The 17,936-nt window shown below is 67.0% G+C and carries 10 protein-coding genes and 1 other RNA gene; 7 read left to right on the forward strand and 4 right to left on the reverse strand.

The window, feature by feature from the left end; all coding sequences use genetic code 11:
* The first annotated feature begins 249 nt into the window (after positions 1-249).
* Positions 250-1,992, forward strand: coding sequence for a hybrid sensor histidine kinase/response regulator (locus tag ACE04A_RS00710; RefSeq protein ID WP_448717754.1), 1,743 nt, complete (start codon positions 250-252; stop codon positions 1,990-1,992).
* Here ACE04A_RS00710 and ACE04A_RS00715 read toward each other — a convergent pair.
* The 4 genes from ACE04A_RS00715 to ACE04A_RS00730 form a co-directional block, all read right to left on the reverse strand.
* Positions 1,969-2,670, reverse strand: coding sequence for a response regulator (locus tag ACE04A_RS00715; RefSeq protein WP_448717755.1), 702 nt, complete (start codon positions 2,668-2,670; stop codon positions 1,969-1,971). The two genes, ACE04A_RS00710 and ACE04A_RS00715, sit on opposite strands and share 24 nt — an antisense overlap.
* 7 nt (positions 2,671-2,677) lie before the next feature.
* Positions 2,678-4,633, reverse strand: coding sequence for an acetate--CoA ligase (gene acs, locus ACE04A_RS00720; RefSeq protein WP_485819786.1), 1,956 nt, complete (start codon positions 4,631-4,633; stop codon positions 2,678-2,680).
* A 96-nt stretch (positions 4,634-4,729) separates the two neighbouring features.
* Positions 4,730-6,406, reverse strand: coding sequence for a cation/acetate symporter ActP (actP, locus tag ACE04A_RS00725; protein WP_448717758.1), 1,677 nt, complete (start codon positions 6,404-6,406; stop codon positions 4,730-4,732).
* The gene (locus tag ACE04A_RS00730; protein ID WP_050449774.1) at positions 6,403-6,681 is read right to left on the reverse strand and encodes a DUF485 domain-containing protein; all 279 of its coding nucleotides are present in this window, start codon (positions 6,679-6,681) and stop codon (positions 6,403-6,405) included. The genes actP and ACE04A_RS00730 overlap by 4 nt, the downstream gene beginning before the upstream one ends.
* 370 nt (positions 6,682-7,051) lie before the next feature.
* On the opposite strand from ACE04A_RS00730, the gene ACE04A_RS00735 reads away from it, so the two are divergent.
* From ACE04A_RS00735 to dnaX, 6 genes are all read left to right on the forward strand, one after another.
* Complete coding sequence (locus ACE04A_RS00735) at positions 7,052-8,263, forward strand: MFS transporter (RefSeq protein ID WP_485819787.1); 1,212 nt, start codon at positions 7,052-7,054, stop codon at positions 8,261-8,263.
* On the forward strand, positions 8,260-8,514 hold the full coding sequence (locus tag ACE04A_RS00740) for a hypothetical protein (protein ID WP_448717760.1): 255 nt from the start codon (positions 8,260-8,262) through the stop codon (positions 8,512-8,514). Before ACE04A_RS00735 ends, ACE04A_RS00740 begins: the two co-directional genes overlap by 4 nt.
* Before the next feature lie 21 nt (positions 8,515-8,535).
* Complete coding sequence (locus tag ACE04A_RS00745; RefSeq protein WP_448717761.1) at positions 8,536-11,214, forward strand: PD-(D/E)XK nuclease family protein; 2,679 nt, start codon at positions 8,536-8,538, stop codon at positions 11,212-11,214.
* 3 nt (positions 11,215-11,217) lie between these two features.
* On the forward strand, positions 11,218-14,697 hold the full coding sequence (locus tag ACE04A_RS00750) for a UvrD-helicase domain-containing protein (protein WP_448717763.1): 3,480 nt from the start codon (positions 11,218-11,220) through the stop codon (positions 14,695-14,697).
* Positions 14,698-15,198: 501 nt separating this feature from the next.
* An RNA gene (gene ffs / locus ACE04A_RS00755) (signal recognition particle sRNA small type) lies at positions 15,199-15,296 on the forward strand.
* Positions 15,297-15,447: 151 nt separating this feature from the next.
* Complete coding sequence (gene dnaX / locus ACE04A_RS00760) at positions 15,448-17,898, forward strand: DNA polymerase III subunit gamma/tau (RefSeq protein WP_448717765.1); 2,451 nt, start codon at positions 15,448-15,450, stop codon at positions 17,896-17,898.
* The last annotated feature ends 38 nt before the right edge of the window (positions 17,899-17,936 follow it).

A 17,936-nucleotide genomic window follows, 5' to 3' on the forward strand; every position in this document is an offset into this window, starting at 1 on the left:
AGTGTCCGGCATTGAATCGTGCTGAACTGCCGTGCTGAACCGTTTGCTGCCATGGCGCAAATCACTAGCGCGGTGACCGCCGAGCGCACACGCTTGGCGATTTAGGATTCGTCTGAAATTGCGGTCCAGATGCCGTCGGCATGTGCCACCCGTACCAACGCGGCGTCATAATGCGCGCAGTGCCGACGGGACGCCACACAATGACAACCTGCGCCCGCGGCCCGACCCCTGACGCAGGAGACTTTCACCATGATGCTGGGCTGGCTTGCGCTTGCCTTGTTGACCTTCGCCCTGCTGGCGTATGCCGCCCTAAGGCACAACCCGCTACGCATGCCCGACCTGCTGGCCACGCTGGACAGCATGGATCAGGGCGTAAGCGTGGTGGATGCGCGCATGCGGCTGGTGGCGTGGAACCAGCAGTATCAACGCCTGTTCGATTACCCCGACGGCCTGCTGCGTGTGGGCCAACCCGTGGCCGACCTTATCCGCTTCAATGCGCATCGCGGCAAGTTCGGGTCGGACCCGGGCCTGGACATCGACGCCCTGGTAGGCAAGCGCATCGCCTTGATGCAAGCCGGCGCCGTCTACCATCGGCAGCGCACGCTGCGGTCCGGGCGCGTGGTGGAACTGCGTGGCCGGCCATTGCCGCGCGGCGGCTACGTCACTAGCTATAGCGACATCACCGACTTCAAGCGCGTGGAAAGCGCGCTGCGCGACATCAACAACACGCTTGAGCAACGGGTCAGCGCGCGGGCGCAAGAGGCCGAAGCGGCGCAGCGATCACGCACCCAGTTCCTGACCGCCGTCAGCCACGATGTGCTGCAGCCCATCAACGCGGCGCGCCTGTTTGCGTCGGCGCTGAACGAGGAAGACCGGCCCGAGGCACAGCGCTATCTGGCGGGCCGCATCAACACGTCGCTGCGCGCGGCGGAAGAACTGCTTGACGGCCTGCTGGACGTATCGCGGCTGAACGCGGGGGTGCTCAAGCCTGAATTCAGTGACTTCAACGTGGAGCCGATGCTGCGCCAACTGGCCGACCAGTACGGCCATGTGGCGCTGCGGGCCGGCTTGCAGTTGCGCCTGCACGCCAAACGCAAGCTGCTGGTGCGCAGCGACCCGCGCCTGTTGCGCCGCATCTTGCAGAACTTCCTGGCCAATGCGTTGCGCTATACGGGTGGCGGCCGCATTCTGCTGTCCGCGCGGTCGCGGGGTGGGCAAGTACAACTGCAAGTGTGGGACACCGGGCCGGGCATTCCCCCGCATCAATTGCGCCGCATCTACGACGAGTTCCAGCGCTACGAACAGCCGCAGAACCGCGAAGGGCGCAGCTTCGGCCTGGGGCTGTCCATATGCCGTCGCTTTGCGCTGTTGCTGGGGCATGGGCTGGACGCGCGCTCGGCCCTGGGCCGGGGCAGCGTGTTTTCGGTCAGCGTGCCCAGCGTTGCAACCCCGAGGCCCGCGCCGGCGCGCTTGAGCGGCGCGGCGTCGCGGTTGCAATGGCCGCCCGTGCATGCCTCGCTACAGGGCTTGCGGGTGCTGTGCCTGGACAACGACTCACACGTGCTCGGCGGCCTGCAAGCGCTGTTGGGCGGCTGGCAGGCCAGTGTGTGGTGCGCGACCACGCTGGACGACGCCATGACGCTGATGCGCCATCAGCCTCATGTTCTATTAGTGGATTTCCTTCTGCGCGACCGCATGAACGGGTTGGATAGCCTTGACGCCCTGCGCGCCGGCTCGCCTGCCGCGCGAGGCGCGCTGCTGGTGGCGGATGGCGCGGATGCCTTGGCGCAGGCGGCGCGGGCGCGCGGCTATCGGGTGCTGACCAAGCCCATCAAGCCCGCGTCGCTGCGTGCCTTGCTGACGGCAAAGCTGCGCGCGCAGATGTTGACGCACCACGAATTGGCGCATCAAGGATTGGCGCCGCAGGGTTTGGAGCATCGGAGTTCGGAGCAGCATGGCTTGGCCGCATCACGCTTCACCCCTGGGGTTTGACGCGATAGCGCCATAGCGCCACGTACTCAGGCCCAGCCGCGCGGCGATCAGCACGGCTTGCGTGCGATTCGATACCCGCAGCTTGCGCATCACGGCGGTCATGTGGGCTTTGATGGTGGCTTCCGATACCTGCAATTCGTGCGCAATCTGCTTGTTCAGCAATCCCGCGCCCACCATCTGCAATACCCGGAACTGCTGCGGAGTCAGTTCGCGCACATTGGCCGCCATGGCCGGCTCGCGCGGCAGGGCGCCGCGGTTTGCGGTAATGGTGGCGGCAATGGTGGCGTGACCCGCATCGGGCTCCCAGGTGCCGCCGTCCATCACATGCAGCAAGGCCGAGCCCAGCGTATCGGCGTCTGATGATTTCGGGATGAAGCCCATCGCGCCGTGATCCAGCGCGCGGCGTATCAAGAGCGGGTCTTCATGCGCCGACACAATCACGATGGGCAGTTGCGGATGCTGGTTGCGCAAATGGCCAAGCGGCCCCAGGCCGAACGAGCCGGGCATGTCCAGGTCCAGCAACAGCAGGTCGGCGTTGGGGCACGAGTCAACCAGATCGTAGAGCACGGAGATCTGGTCGGCTTCGTGTATGACGGCGTCCGGGAACACACGGCCGATCACCCCTCGCAAGGCTTCACGAAACAGCGGGTGGTCGTCGGCGATCAGCAGGACAGGCATGGGCCGATCATGCCACACGCCGCTCGCGCACCAGCGTCTGGACCACGGTGGGATCGGCCAGCGTGGTGATGTCGCCCAGGTCGTCGATGGTGTTCTCGGCAATCTTGCGCAGGATGCGGCGCATGATCTTGCCCGAGCGCGTCTTGGGCAGGCTGGGCGCCCATTGCAGGTGGTCGGGCGTTGCAATCGGGCCGATCTCGCGGCGCACATGCGCCACCAGTTCCTGGCGCAGCGTGTCGGACTGCTGCGCGCCGGCTTTCAGCGTGACGTAGACGTAGATGCCCTGGCCCTTGATGTCGTGCGCAAAACCCACGGCGGCGGCTTCGGCCACCTTGGGGTGCGACACCAATGCGCTTTCCAGTTCGGCGGTGCCCAAGCGGTGTCCGCTGACGTTGAGCACGTCGTCCACCCGCCCGGTGATCCAGTAGTCGCCGTCTTCGTCGCGGCGGCAACTGTCGCCCGTGAAGTACATGCCCGGGTAGTCCTTGAAGCAGCTCTGGATGTATCGCTGCTCGTCGCCGTACACCGAACGCGCCTGGCCGGGCCAGGAATCGCGGATGAAAAGATTGCCTTCGCCGGGTCCGTTGATGATGGCGCCGGTTTTCACATCGACAAGCTCGGGGCGGATGCCGAAGAAGGGCGTGCTGGCCGCGCCCGGCTTGCCGGGGCGGGCGCCGGGCAATGGCGAAATCAGGATGCCGCCCGTTTCGGTTTGCCACCAGGTGTCCACGATGGGGCAGCGGCCCGCGCCTACGATGTCGTGATACCAGCGCCAGGCTTCGGGGTTGATGGGTTCGCCCACCGACCCCAGCAGTCGCAAGGACTTGCGCGACGTGCGCAGCACGGGCTCGGGCCCTTCGCGCATCAACGCGCGAATCGCGGTGGGGGCGGTGTAGAAGATGGTGACGGCGTGTTTGTCGATGACCTGCCAGAAGCGCGAGGCGTCCGGGTAGCTGGGCACGCCTTCGAACATGAGGGTGGTGGCGCCGTTGGCCAATGGGCCGTAGACCAGGTAGCTGTGGCCGGTAATCCAGCCCACGTCGGCCGTGCACCAGAAGACGTCGCTGTCGCGGATGTCAAAGAGCGTGGCGTGGGTGTAGGCGGCATAGACCAGGTAGCCGCCCGTGGTGTGCAGCATGCCCTTGGGCTTGCCGGTGCTGCCCGAGGTGTAGAGGATGAAGAGCGGGTCTTCGGCGTTCATGCGTTCAGGCGGGCAGTCGTCCGGTTCGCGTTCCATCAGGCGGTCCAGCCAGTAGTCGCGTTCGGGCGTCATGTTGACGGATTCGCCCGTGTGCGGCACCACCAGCACGGTGCGCACGCCTTCCATGCCCGGCATGTCCAGCGCGGCGTCCACGTTGGCTTTCAGCGCAACGCCGCGGCCCGCGCGGCGGCCGCCGTCGGCGGTGATGATGGCGCAAGCGCCGCAGTTGCGCACGCGGTCGGCAATGGACGCCGGCGCAAACCCGCCGAACACCACGTTATGTACCGCGCCGATGCGCGCGCACGCCAGCAGCGCCACCACGGTGTCGGCAATCATCGGCATATAGATCGTGACGCGGTCGCCGCGCCCGATGCCTAGTCGGCGCAACGCGTTGCCCATCTTGCAGACCTTGGCGTGCAGTTCCCGGTAGGTCAGGCGTTGCGACGGTGTGCCGGGGTCGTCGGATTCCCAGATCAGCGCGGTCTTGTCGCCGCGTGTTGCCAGGTGTCGATCCAGGCAATTGACGCTGACGTTCAGTTCGCCATCGGCATACCAGCGTATATGAAAGTCGTCGGGCGACAGATTGACGTCGCGGATCTGGGTGGGTTCGCGATACCACTGCAGGCGCTTGGCCGCATTCGCCCAGAACGCATCGGGGTCCTGCATCGAGGCCGCGTACGCGGCTTCGTACTGGTCCTGCGTAACCGTGTGCGGTCCGGCAAAACCTTGGGGGACGGGATAGCGATCGGGTATGGGTTCCATGATGGCTCCTGAGCGTGGTTGATGGGCGAAATTGATGGGCGTAAATAACAGGCGTAAATAACAGGCGTAACTAATGGGCGTAACTGATAGGCATGCTTAGTGGGCGACGGCGGTGGTCGCGCCGATGCCTGTCTGGCTGCGGACGGTCAAGGCGTCGAAGGCCGCGGCTTCCTGATGCGCCCGGGGGCTGTTGTCCAGCTTGGAGAACAGCCAGATCGAAAAGAACGCCAGCGGGATGGACAGGATGCCGGGGTTGGGGAACGGCGTGATGGGCGTGGCAAAGCCGAATACATCGACCCATACCGTGTCGCTCAGCACCACCCAGATCGTGGCCGAGGCCAGCCCGAGAAAGCCGCCGATGGTGGCGCCCCGCGTGGTGCAGCCGCGCCAGGAAATCGACAGCACCAGCACCGGGAAGTTGGCGCTGGCCGCAATCGCGAACGCCAGGCCCACCATGAACGCCACGTTCTGGTTTTCAAACACGATGCCCAGCAAGATGGCCATGACGCCCAGCGCAATGGTGGACAGCCGAGAGATACGCATCTGTTGCGCTTCGGTGGCGCGGCCCCGCGCGATGACGTTGGCGTAGAGGTCATGCGAAATGGCCGCCGCGCCCGCCAGCGCCAGGCCCGCCACCACCGCGACGATCGTGGCGAAGGTAACGGCCGCCAGGAAGCCCAGCAGCAGGTTGCCGCCCACTGCATTGGCCAGGTGCACGGCCACCATGTTGGTGCCGCCGATCAGGCTTTTCAGCATGTCGAACTGGCCGTCCGCGCCCGTCACGTAATACTCGGGATGGCGCACCAGCAGCGCCACCGCGCCAAAGCCGATGATGAATGTCAGCAGGTAGAAGTAGCCGATGAATGAGCTGGCGTAGATGACCGACTTGCGCGCTTCCTTGGCGTTGGACACGGTGAAGAATCGCATCAGGATGTGCGGCAGCCCGGCGGTGCCGAACGCCAGCGCAATACCCAGCGACAAGGCGTTCAAGGGGTTGCTGCTGACCTGCGCACCCGGCGCCAGCAGTTCCCTGCCGGACGGGTGCACGCGCGTGGCTTCCGCCAGCAGGGCGTCGGGGCTGTAGTTGAACGCGGCCATCACCAGCACCGTCATCAGCGTGGCGCCCAGCAGCATCAGCACCGCCTTGATGATCTGCACCCAGGTGGTGGCGGTCATGCCGCCGAAGGCCACGTAGATCATCATCAGCGACCCGACGATCACCACGGCGACGTTGTAGTCCAGGCCGAACAGCAGCACGATGAGCTTGCCCGCGCCCACCATCTGCGCAATCAGGTACAGCGCAATGATCAGCAGGGATGCGCTGGCCGCCAGCACGCGCATCGGCGTCTGCGACAGCCGGAACGAGGTGACGTCGGCGAAGTTGTAGCGGCCCAGGTTGCGCAGCCGTTCGGCGATCAGGAACATGACCACGGGCCAGCCGAACAGAAAGCCGATGGCGTAGATCATGCCGTCGAATCCGCTGACGTAGACCATGCCCGCAATGCCCAGGAACGACGCGGCCGACAGGTAGTCGCCCGCGATGGCCAGGCCGTTCTGAAAGCCCGACAGCCCGCCGCCCGCCGTGTAGAAGTCGGACGTGGTGCGGGTGCGCTTGGCGGCCCAGTAGGTGATGCCCATGGTGCCGGCGATGAAAGCCAGGAACATCACGATGGCGGACATGCTGGCCTGCCCGCCGGTGGCGGCGCGCGCCGCGCCCGCCAGCGTGCAGCCCAGGATGAAGATCAATGCGGCGCCCAGTTTCTTGTTTTTCATGACACGTCCTTGATGATGGCGGCCAGCAGCGGGTCGAACACGGAATTGGAGATATGCACGTAGGCGGAAATCAGCACCACGGCGCTGCACACGACCAGCGTGCCGGTCAGCACGCCGATGCTCATCGTCATGCCGGGTACCGGGCTGCCGAAGAACACGGGGTCAAAGGCCAGCGTCAGAATGAAACCGGCGTAGATCACGCCCGTGATGGCAAAGAACAACAAGCTGGCGCGGCTGCGGCGGCGCAGCAGTTCCTGATATTTGGGATGTCGCATGACGGCGGCGACCCTGCTTTCGGGTTCGGGTGCTTGGGGGGAGGGGGGCATGTGGGAGGGGGGCACGTGGGGTGAAGGCACGTGTTTGGGGGTGGGCACGATAGGGCTCCTTGTTGTTATGGCCGGGCGCCGTCAGCGCATCCGGATCGGCTCGTCTGGCGATGCCTCGCGGGCCTCTGCCCAATATAGAGACGCATCACAGGCTCGGACACACGACCTTGGTCGTAGGGGGTAGGCCCTAGTGACAGGGCGCGCAAAGTGCGATTCGGCAACAGGGCTATTCCCGTTGCGCGGGCGGCGACTTGTATATGATGTTGGCCGGGTCCCGAGGAGGGGACGCAAACCCAAACAACAACCAGACACGGGTTTCATGTCTAACCAAACCGATACGATTTCCACGCGCACCCTCATCCTGGGCACCTTGGTGGTGCTGCTTGCGATGGGCGTGCGCGCCACTTTTGGCCTCTTCATGCAGCCGATGGGCCTGGCGCACGGTTGGGGGCGCGACGTGTTCTCGATGGCGTTCGCGCTACAGAACCTGGGCTGGGGCGTGGCCTGTATCTTCATGGGCATCCTGGCCGACCGCTACGGCTCCGGCCGCACGATCGCGCTGGGCGCGGTGCTCTACATGCTGGGCATGATCGGTACCCGCTTCGCCACCGACGAAGCCACGCTGTACCTGACGGCGGGCGTACTGGTCGGGCTGGGCCAGGCGGGCACCACGTTCCCGGTGATCCTGCCGGTGGTGGCGCGCGCGGTGCCGCCCGCCTACCGCAGCACGGCCATGGGCATCGCCAGCGCGGGCGGCTCGTTGGGCCAGTTCGCGGTGGTGCCGACCGGGCAGGCGCTCATCACCGGCATGGACTGGCCGGGCGCGTTATGGGTGCTGTCGCTGTTCGTGGCCTGCGCCGCGCCGCTGGCTTACTTCCTGCGCGGCCGCCCGCAAGCGCAGTCGGGTCCGCAGCAATCGCTGGCCGCCGCCGTGCGCCAGGCAGTGCGCCACCCGTCGTTCCACTTCCTGTTCCTGAGCTACTTCGTCTGTGGCTTTCACACGGCCTTTATCACGCTGCACTTGCCCGCCTACGTGACCGACGGCGGCTTGACGGCCGGGCAGGGCGCGACCGCGGTGGCGCTGATCGGGCTGTTCAATGTGGTGGGCTCTTTCTATGCCGGCAAGCTGGGCGGCAAATACAGCAAGAAGCGCCTGTTGGCCCTGGTGTATTTCATGCGCGCCTTTGGCATCGTGCTGCTGTTGGCGGTGCCGCTGTCGGCCTGGGTGCTGTATGTGTTCGCGGCGTGGATGGGCTTGTTCTGGCTGGGCACCGTGCCGCTTACGCAAGGGCTGATCGGGCAGATCTACGGCCTGCGCTACGCCGCTACGCTGTCGGGCATTGTCTTTTTGGGGCACCAGTTGGGCAGCTTTATCGGCGTCTGGCTGGGCGGGTATGCTTACGCCAAGACCGGCAATTACGATATGGTCTGGTGGCTGGGCTTGGCGCTTGCCATCATTGCCGCGCTGCTGTGCCTGCCGGTGCGCGAGCAGCCGGTGAATGTCGCCGAACCCCGACCCGTGGCAACTTGATATCGCCGCAAGCCGACTACAACCCGACCGACAGCAACCCTGCCGTCACCGACATCCGCTACCCGCCTGCCTGCCCTATGGAACCCCTGACCATGCCGCACGCCACTCCCCCCACCGTCCGCCGCCATCGAGGCTGGCGCGCCGTGGGCGTGTTGGCGCTGGTGGCGGTGCTGGGCCTGGCGTTCTGGGGCTACACCACGCCCGACATGCAGCTGCATTGGGAAAATCTGGCCGCCCTGTGCGGTTTCTAGCCGCTTCTTTTTCGGATGCCCATGCAGGACGCGCCGCTTTCCCCTCCCTTGCTTTCACTATCCTTGCTGTCCCTGCCGGACATCGGCGCCCTGGCCGCCGCCGACACGTTGGTGCTGACGGTGAACAACCGCCTGTCGCGCCGGCTGACGCTGGAACTGGCTGGCCTGCTGCGCCTGGAACGCCAGGTCAGCGAGCTGCCGCGCATCTTGCCCTTGTCCGCCTGGCTTGCAGAATCCGCCAACGAACTGGCGTTTGAAGCCGACGACGACGTGCCCGCCTACCGGCTGGACAGCTTCGCCACGCAATTGGTCTGGACCGAAGCCATCCGCGCCGAAGAGGCCGAGCGCGTGCTGCTGGACGCCAGCCAGGCGGCCAAGCTGTCCATGGACGCCGATCTGTTGATGGACGAATGGGATTTGCATGTACCCTCCGGCGCCGACACCGACGAATACCGCGGCTTTGCCAAGTGGCGCGTGCGCTATCGGCAAACGCTGGCGGGTATCGACGCCGAGGACGCCAACCAAGGCTATGCCCGCGTGCTGCGCGCCTTGGAAGAAGGCCGCTTACCCATTCCCGGGCAATTGGTGCTGGCCGGCTTTACTGACGTATCGCCACGTTTTCGCCGCCTGCTGCGCGCCTTTGAAGGCCAGGGCTGCCGGGTTGCGCAATGGCGCGACGAACAGCGCGTTGAAACCGTGGCCCGCCGCTTCGAAGCCGCTGACCAGGGCGCGGAATGGCGCGCGGCGGCGGCTTGGGCCGCCAGCCAGTTGCGGGCGCATCCGCAGGGGCGGTTTGCCATCGTGTCCCCACAGTTGGAAGCCGAATCCCCGTTTGCGCGCCGTGTCTTGAGCCAGGCCTTGGCCGGACGCGACGGCGCGCCGGCTTATGCCTTCAACGTGGCCGTGGGCCGGCCGCTGAATGACTGGCCGATGGCGCGGGCCGCGCTGGCGTGGCTGCGCGCGTTGGCCGAATGCGCGGGCGGCAAGGGCTGCGGCGTGGACGTGCTGGGCGCGGCGCTGCTGGCCGGCCATTGCGCCGGCGACGTGCGCGACCGCGCGCGCCTGGCCGCTATCGATGCGCGTTGGCGTCGTCAGGCGGTGCAGCGCGTCAGCCCGAACGATTGGAAGAAGCTGCTGGCCGACACGCCCGCCTTGGCGCAGGCCTGGAACCAGGCCTTGGACATCTGGACCCAGGGCGGCCGCCAGGCCACGTGCGACGTCTGGATGCTGCGCATGAAGGCGGCGTTGACGGCGTTGGGTTTTCCGGGCGAAGGCGCGCTGGACAGTGTGGCGTATCAGGTCATGGGCGCATTGGGTGATGCACTGGGCAGCTTTTCGGCGCTGGCGCCGGCGGCCGGCCGACTGGGTGGCGTGGCGGCGGTCAACCTGCTGCAAAGCGTGGCGCGGTCGGCGTCGTTCCAGCCGCAGCGCGATCCCACGGCGCGGCTGGACGTCCTGGGCCTGCTGGAGGCCGAAGGCGGCTACTGGGACGGCGTGTGGATGCTGGGGCTGACCGACGACGTACTGCCCGCGTCGCCCAAGCCCAACCCGCTGTTGCCCTTGGCCGTGCTGCGCCAGGCCAAGGCCCCGCGCGCCACGCCGGAACGCGAACGCGAATGGGCCGAAGGCATGTATGCCGCGCTGTGCCGCTGCGCACCCGACATCATCGTCAGCCATGCCCATATGGATGGCGAACGCGAGCTGCGGCCATCGCCCCTGATTGCTGGCGCCGCCTTGACCGATTGGACGCCGCCGCTGGTCGAAACCACCGCGGCGCTGCCGCAGGAGTCGCTGGACGACAGGCAGGGCCCGCCCTTGGCGGCGGGCAACCGTGGTGGCGGCGGGCTAGACGTGCTGGACACGCAGGCGCGCAATCCGCTTTGGGCCTTCGTGCGGCACCGCCTGGGCGGGCGCGAGCTGGCGCCTTATGCCGATAGCGCCACGGTGAACGTGCGCGGCCAGTTCCTGCACAAGGCGCTGGAATTGGTGTGGGGCATGATGCCCGACCAGGACGCGCTGCACGAGGTCATCGCCACTCAGCGGCTGGCCGCCTTGCTGGAACAAGCCGTGGCCCAGGCCGCCGATGAAGAACTCAAGGACTATGCGCCCGCGTTGAAGACGCTGGAGTGCCAGCGCGCGCAGACCGTGCTGGCGTCGTGGCTCCACATGGAGGCGCAGCGCCTGCCGTTCGCGGTGGCTCAGGTCGAAAAGAGCCACCAGTGGCAGCGCGGCGCGTTGACCTTGAAGCTGCGGCTGGACCGCATCGATAGCCTGGCCGATGGCCGCAACGTCATCGTCGACTACAAGACCGGCGTGGCCGCCGCCAAGCCCGAACCCGATTGGTCGCGCAGCCGTCCCGTGAACGTGCAGTTGCCGTTCTATGCGTCGGTGCTGGCCGATGCGGCGGGCGGCGAAGTCGCGGGCCTGGTGCTGGCGCAGATTCACGCGCGACAAGTGGCCGCGCAAGGCCTGGCAGACGAAGACCTGGGCGTGCCCGGCGTGACGCTGGCCAGCGACAGCAAGTTTTTCGACGGCCTGACCTGGCCGGAGATCCGGCAGCGGTGGCGGGTGGCCATCGAGGCGCTGGCCGATGAATACGTGGCGGGCGTGGCCAGCAATGTGGCCTACCGCCGCGACGACCTGAAATACTGCGATGCATTGCCGTTCCTGCGTCTGCATCTTGACGACGAGGACGCCTGAGCCATGGCCGACACAGAACGCCTGCCACAGGATCACGCCGCGCGCACCGACGCGCTGGACCCCACCCGCTCATTCCTGGTGCAAGCCCCGGCCGGGTCCGGCAAGACCGAGCTGCTGACCGACCGCATCCTGGCCTTGCTGGCCACGGTGAACCGGCCCGAGGAAATCGTCGCCATCACGTTCACGCGCAAGGCCGCGTCCGAGATGCATGCGCGCGTGCTCAGCAAGCTGCGGCGCGGGCTGGACGGGCCGCCCGAGGCCATGCACGAACGCCGCAGTTGGGAACTGGCGCGCGCCGCGCTGGCCCGCAACGCCGAGCAGGGCTGGCATCTGCTGGACCACCCGGCGCGCCTGGCAATCCGCACCATCGACTCGTTCTGCGCGGGGCTGGTGCGCAGCATGCCGTGGCTGTCCGAACTGGGCGGCATGCCGGACATCACCGACGACGCGCGCGCCCATTACGAAGCAGCGGCCCGCGCCACGCTGGACCTGGCCGACGACTACGACGCCGTGCGCATTCTGTTGCAGCATCTGGACGTAGACGTGCAAGCGGCCAAGGACGCCATTGCCGACATGCTGGGTCAGCGCGACCAATGGCTGCCGCTGCTGCGCCACGGTTCCGACCGCGCCGGCATGCAAGCCATGCTGGCCGAGGCCATCGGCGAAGACCTGGACGCGCTTTGCGAAGCCATGCCTTATGGCTGGGCCGACGCGCTGTGCGGCCCGGCCCGGTTGGCCGCGGCTCATCTGCAAGACGGCGAAGACGACAACAAGCTGCTGGCGTTGTTGGACTGGACGGAAGAGCTGCCGCCTGATGCGGACATGCTGGACCAGTGGCGCGCCGTGGCCCATCTGCTGCTGACGGGCACCGGCAGCCTGCGCAAGACCGTCAACAAAAACCTGGGCTTTCCGGCCAAGTGCGCGCACAAGGAACCCTTTGTGGCATGGCTGGAAGCGGCGGACGACAAGGCCGCCTGGGTGCGCCGGCTGAACGCCGTGCGCGACATCCCCAACCCGCATTTCACGGACGCGCAATGGGAAGTGCTGGGCGCGCAGTTGATGACGCTGGCACTGGCCGTGGCGCAACTGCGCCTGCGCTTCGCGGACCAGGGCGAGGTGGACTTCATCGAAATCGCGCAACGCGCGGCGGCCGCATTGGGCAGCGCCGACGATCCCGGTGAGCTTCTGCTGAAACTGGATGCGTCGATCCGCCACCTGCTGATCGACGAGTTCCAGGACACCAGCCAGACACAGCTTGACCTGTTGCGCACGTTGACCTCGGGCTGGCAGGCGGGCGATGGCCGCAGCCTGTTCCTGGTGGGCGACCCGATGCAATCCATTTACCGTTTCCGCAAGGCGGAGGTGGGCCTGTTCCTGGAAGTGGCCGACATCGGCGTGGGCGAATTGACGCCCGACTTCCTGAACCTGACCGACAACTTCCGCTCGCAGGCGGGCATCGTGGAATGGGTGAACCAATCGTTCGCGGGCCTGCTGCCCAAGCGCAGCGACGCCGCCGCGGGGGCCATTGCCTACAGCCCGTCCACGGCCTTCCACGAGGCGCTGCCGGACCCGGCGGTGCGCTTTCACCCGGCCTGGTCGCGGGCGGGCGGAACGCCGGCGGAAGAGCAGGCCGAGGAAATCGCGCTGGGCCTGGTGCGCCAGGCGCTGATCGACCACAAGGGCGCCAAGCATCCGGTGGCGGTGCTGGTGCGCGCGCGCAGCCACCTGGGCAACCTGACGCGCCGGCTGGCGCAGGAAGGCATCCGTTGCCGCGCCGTGGATCTGGTGCCGTTGGCTTTGCGCCCGGTGGTGGCCGACCTGGTGCAGTTAGTGCGGGCGCTGTCGCATCCGGCCGACCGGCTGGCTTGGCTGTCGGTCTTGCGCGCGCCGTACTGCGGCTTGACGCTGACGTCCCTGCAGCGCCTGTTTGGCGACGACCACATCACGCCCGTTCCCGTGCTGCTGGAACGCGCGCTGCGCATTGCGCCGCCGACGGCGCCGGTGACGCTGCCCCAGGCCGCGCGCAGTGAACCGCAGGGTTCCTTGTTCGACGCGGTTCCGGCAGCGTCCGAAGCAAGCGAAGCGCTGGAAACGCCCGCCGCGCAATCGGTGTTGAGCGCCGATGAATTCGAACGCCTGCGCCAGGTGGCCGCCATTTTGCTGGACAAGCGCAATGCCTCGGGTGCAATGCCGTTCGCGGCCTGGGTGGAATCCTTGTGGCGGCGCCTGGGCGGCCCGGCGTTGTACACCGGCCTGTCGGTCTCGAACGACGCCGAAAGCCTGTTCCAACTGCTGGAGCGGCTGGCGCCGCACGGCGGCATTGATCCGGCAGCGCTGGACGCCGGCATCTCGCGCCTGTTCGCCGCGCCCGATGCGGCGGACGAGGACGACGGCGCGGTCGAAATCATGACCATGCACAAGTCCAAGGGCCTGCAGTTTGAAACGGTCATCCTGTACGGCCTGCACCGCGCGCCCCGGGGTGATCAGGCGCCGCTGGTGCGTTTTGAACAAAGCAGCGGCCGTGTGCTGTTCGGCCCGGTCAAGCCGCGCGCCGAGGTCGAGGCCGACCCGATATCGCGCTACCTGGGCGCCCGCGAGGCCCGCCGCGCGTCCTACGAGATTGATCGCTTGCTATACGTGGCGGCGACACGGGCGCGCAAACGCCTGCACCTGGTGGGCCATGTCGCGGTCGACGAGGCCACGGGTCAAGCCAAGACGCCGCCATCCGCCAGTTTGCTGGGCCGCTTGTGGCCGTGCCTGGTGCCGCCGGTGCCACCCAAGCAGGAAAACGAGGCCGAGCCCGACGCGGTCGACACCCCGGAATGGCAAGGCGAGCCGCTGCGCCGCGTGGCCGGCGACGGCCTTGCGCAGTTGGCGCGGCTGTCCAACGTGGTCATCAGCCCCGGCTTCGGCGCGGCCGAACGCGGCGCCTGGGGCGACGGCAGCGAACACCCCGCCTGGCAGCTTGAAGCCGGCTACGACGCCGCCATCGGCACGCTGGCGCACGCCTGGCTTGCCCGCATCGGCCAAGACGGCATCCACGCCTGGCCGGCCAACGCTCTGGCCGACCGCCTACCCGCCATGCGTCGCCAACTAACCCGCGCCGGCATCCCCGCCAGCCAGGCCGCCGCCGCCGCCGAGGCCGTGCTGGAAACGCTGCAAGCCACGTTGGCGGATGAGCGCGGCCTATGGCTGCTATCCCAATCCGGCGCCCGCCGCGAATGGCCGCTGATCGACGCCGCCGGCAAGGTATCGGTGATCGACCTAGCGCTGAGCACCGAAGACGGCTGGCTGATCGTCGACTACAAAACCGGCCGTCCCCATCCCGGCGAACCCCCAGCGGCGTTCGCGGCACGGATGCGTCAACGACATGGCGATCAGCTGCTGCGGTATTGCACGCAAGTCACATCGCTAGACGGCCGCAAGGCCAAAGCCGCGCTGTACTTTCCCAGGGCGAAGGCGTGGATTGATTTGCAGGGGTGAGGGATGTGGGGGGGTGTGAAGTATGCGGGAGATGGGTTGCGCGCGTAGACGATCTATTTTCTTCTGACAGCCAACCCGCGCTTCACCCATCCTACGAGCAAGCGCTTCACCCATCCTACGAGCAAGTGCTTCACCCATCCTACGAGCAAGTGCTTCACCCATCCTACGAGCAAGTGCTTCACCCAACCTACGAGCAAGTGCTTCACCCATCCTACGAGCAAGCGCTTCACCCATCCTACGAGCAAGCGCTTCACCCATCCTACGAGCAAGTGAGCCGCCAAAAATCCGGCCAATCGAACAGCGGCAAACAGCCCGGCAAAGCGAAGCAAGCCGCAGAAAGCAAGGCAAAGCGAAGCGAGCCAAAAATGGCAAGCGAAGCAAAGCCATCACCCCCTCCCCCTCGGGGGGAGGGCCGGGGAGGGGGCAACATACCGCCCCACAGGGGCCCGCCAACCGGAAGGCTGCAAGCAAGCGAAGCGCAGCTCTGCTAGAATTCCGGTTGGCGGGCCCCTCCGCATGGTTCGACGGTGAACCTGGTCAGGTCGGGAACGAAGCAGCCATAGTCGTTTAGGGTCAGTGCCGGAGTAAGGCTCGCCAACCGGATTCTTCAAAGCAAAGGGTCATGATTTCAGTTCATGGCCCTTCGCTTTCAAGGGGGACGGGGTTATTTTCCAGGGATTCGTTCCACGGGAATAAGCCCGTCCCCTTTGCATTTCAGCCAGCACGCGAAACAGGCTCTACAATCCAGCCATGACTTATCTGGTACTGGCCCGCAAGTGGCGGCCGAGATCGTTCGATACCCTCGTGGGACAGGATCACGTGGTCCGCGCGCTGACTCATGCGCTCGACACCCAACGCCTGCACCATGCCTGGTTGTTTACCGGCACGCGGGGCGTGGGCAAGACCACGTTGTCCCGCATTCTGGCCAAGTCGCTCAACTGTGAAACCGGCATCACGTCCAAGCCTTGCGGCGTCTGCCGCGCTTGTACGGAAATCGACGCCGGGCGCTTTGTTGACTACCTGGAGCTGGATGCGGCCTCGAACCGCGGCGTCGAGGAAATGACGCAGTTGCTCGAACAGGCGGTGTACTCCCCGGGCGCGGGGCGCTTCAAGGTCTACATGATCGACGAAGTGCACATGCTGACCGGCCACGCCTTCAACGCCATGTTGAAGACGCTGGAAGAGCCGCCCCCCCACGTCAAATTCATCCTGGCCACCACCGATCCGCAAAAGATCCCGGTCACGGTGCTGTCGCGCTGCCTGCAATTCAATTTGAAGCAGATGCCGGCCGACTCCATCGTCGGGCACCTGCAAGCGGTGCTGGGTCACGAAGAAGTCGCCTTTGAAGTGCCGGCCTTGCGCCTGATCGGCCAGGCCGCGCAGGGTTCGATGCGCGATGCGCTGTCGCTCACCGATCAAGCCATTGCCTATAGCGCCGGCAACATGACCGAGGACGCCGTGCGCGGCATGCTCGGCACCATCGACCAGCGCCATCTGGTGCGCCTGCTTGACGCCTTGTCGGCGGGTGACGCCAAGAGCGTGTTGGCCGTGGCTGATGAGCTGGCCATACGCGGGTTGTCGTACGCGGGGGCGCTGGCCGACCTGGCCGTGCTGCTGTCGCGCGTTGCGATCGAACAGCGCGTCACGGGCGTTACGGCTGCCGAAGACCCGCTGGCCGCGGATATTGCGCGGCTGGCCCAGAGCCTGCATCCCGACGCCGTCCAGTTGTTCTATTCCGTGGCCGTGCATAGCCGCAGCGAACTGACGTTGGCGCCGGACGAATACGCGGGCTTCATCATGGCCTGCCTGCGCATGCTGGCGCTCAATGGCGACGCCGGTCCGCAGACTGCATTGGAAGCGCCTGCCACTCCCGCCCGCCAGACGGCGGAGCCGGCTGCGGCTTCCGCGCAGGAAGCCGTTGTTGCGGCGGCCGAGGTTGCGCCTGTTGTTGCGCCAGCCGCCGCAGCCGTCAGCGCGCCAATGGTTGCGCCCGTTGTTGCCCCCGTTGTTGCTTCTGTGGCAGAGCCAGTGGCTGAACCCGCAGCTGCTCGCGCGGCAGCCCCGGTGACCGCCCCCACGGCTGCGCCCGCGCCAGCCGCAGTGACCGAACCCGCGCCGCAGGCAACGGTCGCGTCCACCGCGCCGGTTGCCGAACCTGCCCAGGTGGCTCCCGCGCCCGCCGCGCCGACGCCACAAGTTACGGCCCAAGCCGCACCGCAAGCCGCGTCTCAAACCGCGCCGCAACCGGCACCGCAAGCCGCACCCCTGCCCGCGCCGCAGTCGGCCACTGCCGCAACGGCAGTGACGCCCGCGCCAGGCAGCGTGCCGCCGTGGGAAGACCTTCCGGCTGGCACGACGTCTACCGCGCAAGCGGCGGCAGCGCCTGCGCCCGAATCCATGCTGGCGCCTACGCCGGAACCCACGCCAGAGCTGTCCCCCGCCGCGCCTGCCTTTGACGCCGATGCGGCCGCTGCCGTCGCGCCCGCCGCTGCTACCGCACCCGCCGTCGACGCCGCCGCCGGCAAGGGCGCAGGTTCCGCCGCGCTGGCGGTCACGCCCGCGGTTGCTGCCGTGCTGGCCACCGCGCCGGCCGAGGCCGACGACGACGGCCCGCCGTCCTGGGTTGACGAAGAAATCCCGTTTGAAGCCGAAGGCGGCTTTGTGCCGGAGGGCGGTTTCACGTCCAACCCGGACGACGACGAATTTGAAACGCTGGCCAGCGCGCCGTCGGTGGCGCCGCCACCGGCAGCCCGTCGCGAAGCCCCCGCGCCGTCGCGCAAGCGCGCCTCGCGCGCTCGCATGTCTGACATGACGCAGGCCGGCTGGCCCGAATTGGCCGCGCGCCTGCCCGTCACCGGCTTGGCGGCCGAATTGGCGCGGCAAAGCGAATGGGCCGGCGTGCAGGGCGATGCCATCGTGCTGCGAGTGGCCGTCAAGACGCTGGCCGAAAGCGAAAGCCGCGTGCGTCTGCAAACCGTCTTGTGCGAACATTTCGGCCAGGGCATCCGGCTGGATGTACAAGTCGGCATCACTGGTGACGACACGGCGCATGCGGTTGCCAAAGCCGAACGCGCCGCGCGCCAGCAGGCCGCCGAAGATGCTGTGGCCGTCGATCCCTTCGTGCAAGCGTTGTTGGCCGATTTCGGCGGGCAGGTCGTCGCCGGCTCCATCCGCCACGTTGATCCCCCGGCCGCTGCCTGACGCGGCGGCCATCTCTTATTCCCCTCGTTCAAGGAACA

It is taken from the genome of Achromobacter colocynthidis (assembly GCF_057334535.1).

What these genes read in the sequence shown, in the direction of transcription:
- dnaX (WP_448717765.1), top strand. Translation starts at nt 15,448, where the DNA reads ATGACTTATCTGGTACTGGCCCGCAAGTGGCGGCCGAGATCGTTCGAT.
- ACE04A_RS00750 (WP_448717763.1), top strand. Translation starts at nt 11,218, where the DNA reads ATGGCCGACACAGAACGCCTGCCACAGGATCACGCCGCGCGCACCGAC.
- ACE04A_RS00730 (WP_050449774.1), bottom strand. Translation starts at nt 6,681, where the DNA reads ATGCGACATCCCAAATATCAGGAACTGCTGCGCCGCCGCAGCCGCGCC.
- acs (WP_485819786.1), bottom strand. Translation starts at nt 4,633, where the DNA reads ATGGAACCCATACCCGATCGCTATCCCGTCCCCCAAGGTTTTGCCGGA.
- actP (WP_448717758.1), bottom strand. Translation starts at nt 6,406, where the DNA reads ATGAAAAACAAGAAACTGGGCGCCGCATTGATCTTCATCCTGGGCTGC.
- ACE04A_RS00745 (WP_448717761.1), top strand. Translation starts at nt 8,536, where the DNA reads ATGCAGGACGCGCCGCTTTCCCCTCCCTTGCTTTCACTATCCTTGCTG.
- ACE04A_RS00735 (WP_485819787.1), top strand. Translation starts at nt 7,052, where the DNA reads ATGTCTAACCAAACCGATACGATTTCCACGCGCACCCTCATCCTGGGC.
- ACE04A_RS00715 (WP_448717755.1), bottom strand. Translation starts at nt 2,670, where the DNA reads ATGCCTGTCCTGCTGATCGCCGACGACCACCCGCTGTTTCGTGAAGCC.
- ACE04A_RS00710 (WP_448717754.1), top strand. Translation starts at nt 250, where the DNA reads ATGATGCTGGGCTGGCTTGCGCTTGCCTTGTTGACCTTCGCCCTGCTG.